At 74.5% G+C, this 6936-nt stretch carries 8 protein-coding genes; 2 read left to right on the top strand and 6 right to left on the bottom strand.

Annotated elements, in window-relative coordinates; genetic code table 11:
* Positions 1-104: 104 nt before the first annotated feature.
* A complete protein-coding gene (locus G3I42_RS21860; RefSeq protein WP_007823283.1) occupies positions 105-296 on the bottom strand; it encodes a DUF6381 family protein in 192 nt (63 codons plus the stop codon).
* 245 nt (positions 297-541) lie between these two features.
* Between G3I42_RS21860 and G3I42_RS21855 the strand changes: the two genes are divergently transcribed.
* A complete protein-coding gene (locus tag G3I42_RS21855; RefSeq protein ID WP_164288429.1) occupies positions 542-1804 on the top strand; it encodes an MFS transporter in 1263 nt (420 codons plus the stop codon).
* Here G3I42_RS21855 and G3I42_RS21850 read toward each other — a convergent pair.
* The 5 genes from G3I42_RS21850 to G3I42_RS21830 all read right to left on the bottom strand — a co-directional run bounded on the left by G3I42_RS21850 (position 1723) and on the right by G3I42_RS21830 (position 5894).
* On the bottom strand, positions 1723-2823 hold the full coding sequence (locus G3I42_RS21850) for a Rieske 2Fe-2S domain-containing protein (protein WP_164288427.1): 1101 nt from the start codon (positions 2821-2823) through the stop codon (positions 1723-1725). The two genes, G3I42_RS21855 and G3I42_RS21850, sit on opposite strands and share 82 nt — an antisense overlap.
* Before the next feature lie 167 nt (positions 2824-2990).
* Positions 2991-3632 (bottom strand): hypothetical protein, encoded by a 642-nt coding sequence (locus G3I42_RS21845; RefSeq protein WP_164288425.1) that lies wholly within the window; start codon positions 3630-3632, stop codon positions 2991-2993.
* On the bottom strand, positions 3620-4078 hold the full coding sequence (locus G3I42_RS21840; protein ID WP_164288423.1) for a GNAT family N-acetyltransferase: 459 nt from the start codon (positions 4076-4078) through the stop codon (positions 3620-3622). Before G3I42_RS21840 ends, G3I42_RS21845 begins: the two co-directional genes overlap by 13 nt.
* A 53-nt stretch (positions 4079-4131) precedes the next feature.
* Positions 4132-4989, bottom strand: coding sequence for an ABC transporter permease (locus G3I42_RS21835; RefSeq protein ID WP_164288421.1), 858 nt, complete (start codon positions 4987-4989; stop codon positions 4132-4134).
* Positions 4986-5894 carry an ABC transporter ATP-binding protein gene (locus G3I42_RS21830; protein ID WP_343244619.1) on the bottom strand — a complete coding sequence of 303 codons (909 nt, stop codon included), beginning with the start codon at positions 5892-5894 and terminating at the stop codon, positions 4986-4988. The genes G3I42_RS21835 and G3I42_RS21830 overlap by 4 nt, the downstream gene beginning before the upstream one ends.
* Before the next feature lie 133 nt (positions 5895-6027).
* On the opposite strand from G3I42_RS21830, the gene G3I42_RS21825 reads away from it, so the two are divergent.
* Positions 6028-6936: histidine kinase dimerization/phosphoacceptor domain-containing protein (locus G3I42_RS21825; RefSeq protein ID WP_164288417.1), on the top strand; the 909-nt coding region annotated here is incomplete at its 3' end.

Here is a 6936-nt window from a genome sequence, read left to right as displayed (position 1 = left end):
CGTGCGGTGTGCCGGGCGTCGTCCGCCGTCCGCTGTGCGTCGCCCGCCGTCCGCCGCTCGCCGCCCGTCGTCCGCCGCACCGGTCACGGCCGGGCTCTCCCCGGTTACTCGATCGGGTAGATGTCCCCGCTGCGCATGTCGCTCTCCTGCTCGCTCAGCGACTCCAGGCGGCGTGCCTTCTGCGCCAGTCGCTCGCGTTCCTTCGGATCGCTCTCGTGCTCCGCGCTGTCGCTCAGCTCACGCGCCTTCTCCCGCATCGCGTCGAGCCGCTCGCGGGTCTCGTCGGGCTCGCCCATGGCAAGGCTCCTTCCCTGAGGGCCGGGGTCGTGTGCGCCCGGGTACCCCCTTTCCAGGGGAGCACGCGCGCCCCAACGCGGCATCCGGAACGAGTGCGCACCCGGCCGGATCGGGCCCCCGGCCGGGTGCGGGCGGAATAGCGTGCCCCCACCACGCACACCTTGCCCCCTGGGGCCACGCCCCGCCGCCCCTGCCCGCCCCCGGACCCCCGCCCCCCGAGGCAGCACTCACCCCTCCCGAGGACATGACCGCGACCCCCGCCTCCCCGCTCCGCCTCGCCCCCTTCCGCCGGTTCCTCCTCGCGAACCTCGTCTCCGCCACCGGGTCGGCGATGGCGCCGCTCGCGCTCGCCTACGCCGTCATCGGGCAGGGTGGCGGGGCCGGGTCGCTCGGTGTCGTGCTGGCGACGAACACCGTGCCGACCGTCGTGTTCGTGGTGCTCGGCGGAGTGCTCGCCGACCGGATGTCCCGCAGCCGGCTGCTCTTCGCGGGAAACGCGCTCGCCGCCGTCGCGCAGGGCGTGCTCGCCGCGCTCGTCGGGACGGGGTACGCCAGTACGGCGACGGTCGCGGTGTGCGGACTCGTCTCCGGCACCGCCACCGCCCTCCGCGTCCCCGCGGCCCAGGGCGCCCTGCGACAGCTCGTTCCGCTGGAGCACGTACAGCGCGCCAACACCCTGCTCCGCCTGCCCACCAACGCCGTCCGCTTCGTCGGCCCGGTCGCCGCCGGGCTCCTCGTCGCGGCGAGCGGGCCCGCGTGGGCGCTCGGCTGGGACGCGGCGAGCTTCGCCGTCGCCGCCGTCCTGCTGCGCGGACTCCGCCTCCCCGCACCGCTCGCGATGGGCCGGCCGCTCGCCGAGCTGCGCGACGGGTGGCGGGCCTTCCTCGGCCGTACGTGGCTGTGGACGTACACGCTCTCCGGGACGGTCGTCGTCGCGGCCTGGCTCGCGGGATTCCAGCTCCTCGGCCCCCTCACCGCCGCGGCGCGCTACGGCGGGGCGAGGGACTGGGGGCTCGTGGAGGCGGCGCTCGCGGGCGGGCTGCTCGCGGGGACGCTCGTGTGCCTGCGCTGGCGGCCCCGGCGGCTGCTCGTCGTCGCGATCCTCGCGAGCGCCGGACTGGCTCTCCCGCTCGCCGTGCTCGCCGCCGGGCTCCCGCTCGGCTACGTCCTCGGGGGCGCGGTGCTCGCCGGAGTGCTGCTCGACGTCTCCGTCGTGACCTGGACGACGGCCTTCCAGAGCCACGTGCCCGAGGGCGAACTCGGCCGCATGTCCGCCTTCAACAACATCGGCGAACGCCTCGCCATCCCCTTCGGCTACCTCCTCGTCGCGCTCGCCGCCCACCTGTGGAGCGACGGCGTGGTCCTCGGCGTGTGCGCGGGCCTGATCCTGCTCGCGACGCTGCTCAACCTCTGCGTACGGGACGCCTACCGCATCACGCGACCCGCCCCCTCGCGTGCCTCCGGCTCCCGCGCCGCGACGACCGCGGAGAGCGGCTCGGGCGGGTAGAAGCGCTTGGCCCAGCGGCGGAAGGGACCGATCGGGCCGTCCCCCTGGCCGAGCTTGGGCGGCTGCACGTACTTCTTCGTGTCCCAGATCGGGAAGTCCGCCGCGGTGAACTCGATGTTCGACCTGAAGAGCAGCCCCTCGAAGACGCGCGCCGCCGTCCGGCTCACCGCCTTCGCCACGGGCGCCGGAAGGGTGCCGGGCTCGGAGAAGGCGATCCGGTTGCGCTGGCGGAACTGCATGCGGTGCGGGCCGATCGCGGTCGGCAGGATCATCGTGCACATGCGCATGCCCACGCGAGGCGTGTACATATCGGCGTGCAGGCAGGCGAGGCCGTACCCGTGCACGTCCACGTCGACCGTGAAGTCACCGATGAGCGGGGCGGACTCGGTCGCGCGCATCGTGAGGTGGAAGGTGTCCTCGTCGTACGTCAGGGGCTCCAGGATCTCGGCCTTCTTCCAGCCGTGCAGCGTCGCGAAGTGCCCGTAGTCCACCGAGTTCTCGATGACTTCCTGGGCGTGCCCCGAGAACTCGAAGGCGGCGTACCGGGCGGGGCGGTGGCCGATCTCGTGCCAGGCGGGGATCGTCCAGTACGGCTCGCGGTCCTCGTGGTGGCGCCAGACGAAGACCGCGCCGTTCGCCTCCAGGACGTGGAGGCGGCTGAGCGGGGAGCGGGGCGGCGGCGTGTCGTACCCCGTACGGACACAGGTGCCGTCCGGGCCGAAGGCGAAGGCGTGGAAGGGACAGACGAGGTCGTCGCCTTCGAGCTTCGCGAGCCCGAGGTGCGCGCCGAGGTGCGGGCAGTACGGGCGAATCGCGCGCAACTCGCCCGAGCGCAGGCGGTAGAGGACGACGTCCTCGCCCGCGAGGGGCCGCGTGAGGACCTTGCCGACCGGAAGCTCCTCCGAGAAGGCGAGCGCCGCCCAGCCGCTCGGATACGGAAGGGGTGGCGCTTCGGCCGATGCGGAGGCGGGTGTGGGGCCCTCGGTGAGGGGGCCTCCGTACGCGCGTGACAGTCCCACGGGGTCCCTTCGGGGTGGTGGCGGAGCGCCATCGGTCGACTACGGAACGTGCTACCCGAACAATGCCCGGAGACCCGCCTTTTGCTCCCGATGGGTGACGTTTCACCCGAAGGGGGTTTCAAGGCGCGAGGGTTGACCGCGCCGCGCCGCGCCACCCTCGTCCTGCCTCAGCCCAGCCGTTCGCCCCACGCGTGCCCCGGGTGCGCCCGCTCCAGCCACCCCCGCAACCGTTCCCGACGCTCCGCCCCGAGCAGTGGCAGCACGCCCGCGAGGTCCGCCTCGTCCTTCGGTCGCGCCGCTTTCGCCTTGAAGAGCAGCACCACCTCCGGCACGAGGTAGGGGGTGCCGTCCGGCGTGTGCGCGATGATCTCCGCGTACGGGAGGCGGATCGCCGGGTCCCTGCGGCAGATCCACGTACCGCCCTCGTGCGGCTCCCGGAAGACGTCGAGGAGCCAGCGGTCCGTCGCGGGGTCGCGCAGCCACGTCTGGTGCGAGCCGGGGACCGGGCCCGAGCCGGGATACACCCGTCCGTCCCCGACGCCGTCCCACACGTACTCCGGGAAACGGGCCGCGAGTTCCGCGAACCCCGCTTCCGGCACCGCGAGTTCGAGATCCCCGTGGGGCCGTGAGGGCTCCCCGCCCCGGAAGAGGTCGAGCGCCCACCCGGCCGCGACGCACCACGGCACGGACAGGCCCCGCAGGCGCTCCGCCGCCCGCGCGGGGTGCCAGGCCCCGGCCCAGCCCGCCTCGAACGCCGCCTCGTCCATCTCCACGCCGCCCGGCGGAAGTTGCTCGCTCACGGTCGCCACACGTACCGCAGGTCCGGCTCCTTCTCCTCGTTGCGGGCCCCGTCCGTCAGTTCGGCCACGACGAAACCGTGGCGCTCGTAGAAACGCCGTGCGGGCGCGTTGACCTGGAAGGTCCACAGATCGAGCCCGGCCGGCCGGCGCTCCTTGGCGAGCGCCACGAAGCGGTCGCCGAGCCCCTGCCCGCGCGCCTCGGGAGCGAGATAAAGCTGCTCCAACTCACCCTCGGACAGCGCCAGTACGCCCACGATCTCCCCGCCGCCCGCCTCCGCGACCCACGTCTCCAGCTCCGGCACCACGACGTACGCGAACCACGCCCGCACCTCATCGTCCGCGTGCGCCCGCCGCACCCCCGGCAACGCGGCGGCGAACGACCGCAACCACACCTCCGCCGCCGCCCGAGCGTCCGGCTCCCCGGCCCTGCGCAACATGATCACGTCATCGTCCACCGGGGGAACCTCTCAACGGCCCGGCGGGCGCGCAAGGGGATTTCCGCGCGCCCTCACACATCCCCCCGCCGCCCCGCCGCCACGACGAGCAGCCCCGCGAGGATTCCCCACGCCCCGTACACCGTCCACGCCCCGCCCGTCGTCCACGGGAAGCCGGTGCCCGACGCGCCGGCGTCCGTGAGCCGTGACCACGCCTGGAACAGGGTGGCGTGCCCGGCGACCGCCGACCAGCGGCGGCCGTCGGTGAGGGCGACGGGCAGGACGAGGACGAGCACGACCACCGCGATCAAGGTCGCCGAAGTGCGTCTCACGAGGGCGGCGGCGGCCAGTCCGGTCATCGCGCACAAGGGCGCGAGGAGAGCGGAGGCCAGGACGAGGCGCAGGGCGCCGGGGTCGCCGATCGACATGCCCGCGCCCCGCCCGCCGAGCACCGCCTGCGTCCACGCGAACGAGGCCCCCGCGACGCCCGCGCCGAAGACGGTGGCGACCGCCGCGACGACGACCGTCTTCGCGGCCAGGACGGAGCCGCGTGCGGGGACGGCGGCGAACGTCGTCCGGATCGTGCCCGTGCTGTACTCGCCGAGGAGCGCGACCGCGCCGAGGGCGCCGAGGGCGAGCATCATGACGAGCGCGGCGTTCGCCGTGAACGCGACCTGGAGCGGAAGCCCGTCCCGGACGTACGCCGCCCGCCCGTCCGCGCTTCGCTCCCCCCAGTGGGCGTAAGTGTCGTACGCGGTACCGACGTTGATCGCGAGGACGGCGAGCGCCGTGGCGCCGTGTGCGATCCATGTCGAGCGCAACGAGCGGAGCTTGATCCACTCGGCGGCCAGGACATCGGCGAAGTGCGGTCGGGATGCCAGGGGTTCGCGGCGTTCGCCGACGATGGGCGCTGTGGGGCGTGCGACGGTCACCGTCGGCCTCCCGAGGGGTATTGCACGCTGTCGGCGGTGAGTTGCATGAACGCCTCCTCCAAGGACGCGGACCGGGTGGTGAGATGGTGCAGCGGAATGCGGTGGGCCATCGCGATCCCGGCGATCCGGTCCGCGCTCGCGCCGCGCACGGCGAGCAGTTCGCCCTCCGCGCGCACGTTCGCCCCCTCGGCCGTGAGGAGGCTGCTCAGGGCAGCGGCGGCGGGCGTGCCCACCAGGACGCTCCCGCCGGTGCCGCGCGCCGCGAAGGCATCGAGGCTCTGCGCGGCGATCAGCCGGCCGCGCCCGACGACGACCAGATCGTCGGCGGTCTGCTCCGTCTCGGACATGAGGTGGCTGGAGACGAACACCGTGCGGCCCTCGTCGGCGAGCCGCCGGAACAGGCCGCGCACCCACCGCACGCCCTCCGGGTCGAGGCCGTTGAGCGGTTCGTCGAAGAGGAGTACGGGCGGATCGCCGAGCAGCGCGGCGGCGATGCCGAGCCGCTGTTTCATGCCGAGCGAGAACCCCTCGACACGGCGGCGTGCCGCGTCGGCGAGGCCGACCTCGCGCAGCACCTCGTCCACGCGGCGGGCCGGTACGCGGTTGCTCCGGGCGAGGGCCGACAGGTGCGCCCGGGCGCTGCGCCCGCCGTGCACGTCGTGCGCGTCGAGGAGGGCGCCGACGTGGCGCAGCCCGCGCGGGCGGTCGCGGAAGGCACGCCCGTCGACCGTGACGCTGCCGCCGCTCGGGGCGTGCAGGCCCAGGATCAGCCGCAGCGTCGTGCTCTTGCCCGCGCCGTTCGGCCCGAGGAAGCCGGTCACGCGGCCCGGGCGCACGGTGAAGGTCAGGTCATCGACGGCCGTCGCACGGCCGTACCGCTTCGTGAGTGCGTTGACTTCGATCACGAGGACCACGCTCCCCGGACGGGACCCCGCCCGTCGTCGGACCGTGGCGGACAATCGCTGGACGCCCGGGTCAACCCCAGTCGTACAACCTGGGATTGATGCCTCTGCGCCGCCGCGTCGCTACGCTCGCCACGTGTCCGCATCCGCGTCCCCGCCCGCGTCGTCGTCCTCGTCCGCTCCCTCGCCGTTGGTCAAGCGCCTCCCGCCGGGGCTGTGGACGGCGCTGGCGTGGCTCGTCGCCGCGCTGTACCCCATCGTGGAGTACGTCGTGCTGCCGCGCGGCTCCGGGTACTCGCTCAGCTACCCCGAGGACGGACTCGACGCGCCCGCCGCCAAGGCGCTCCTCGCGCTCGCCTGCGCGCTGGCCCTGACCGGCAGCACGCTGCTGCGCCGCCGCCCCCTGCCCGCGTACGTACTGGTCCTCGCCGGAACGCTCGTCTCGACAGCGGCCTGGCGCCAGGACGAGATCCCGCCGCTCCAGTTCCTGGCTACGGACGTGGCCCTCTACTGCCTCGCGGCCGTCCGCCCCCGGCGGACCTCGCTCACCGCGGGGGCCGCGACCCTCGCCGCGCTCGCCTGCTACTTCGTCCTCCGCCCGCTCTTCGGGGACGACTCGGGCGTCGCCCCCGAGCCCTTCCTGGCCCTGACCGCCGCCGTCGCCTGGCTCATCGGCAACGCGGTCCACCAGGCCCGCGCCCACACCGAAGAGCTGTACGCGCGGGCCGCCGTACAGGCCGTCACGGCCGAACGGCTGCGCATCGCCCGCGAGATGCACGACACCGTCGCCCACACCATCGGTGTCATCGCCCTCCAGGCCGGAGCGGCGGCGCGGGTCGTGGAGACCCAGCCGGAGAAGGCCAGGGAAGCGATGCTCGTCGTGGAGCGGGCGGGCCGCGAGACCCTCTCGGGGCTGCGGCACCTGCTCGGCACCCTGCGGGAGGGGGACGCGGGACGGGACGACGGGGCACGCGGGCCGGAGGCGGCGCCCTCGCGCCAGGTCCCCGCGCGCGGCGGACCGCCCCCGGCCCCCGGCCTCGCGGAC

Origin of the sequence: Streptomyces sp. SID11385, from assembly GCF_010548245.1 — a bacterium.
Taxonomy (GTDB): domain Bacteria; phylum Actinomycetota; class Actinomycetes; order Streptomycetales; family Streptomycetaceae; genus Streptomyces.
This window is presented reverse-complemented; position numbering and strand designations above follow the sequence as displayed.

Coding starts and splice junctions, on each gene's coding strand:
- G3I42_RS21855 (WP_164288429.1), top strand. CDS start 542: ATGACCGCGACCCCCGCCTCCCCGCTCCGCCTCGCCCCCTTCCGCCGG.
- G3I42_RS21860 (WP_007823283.1), bottom strand. CDS start 296: ATGGGCGAGCCCGACGAGACCCGCGAGCGGCTCGACGCGATGCGGGAG.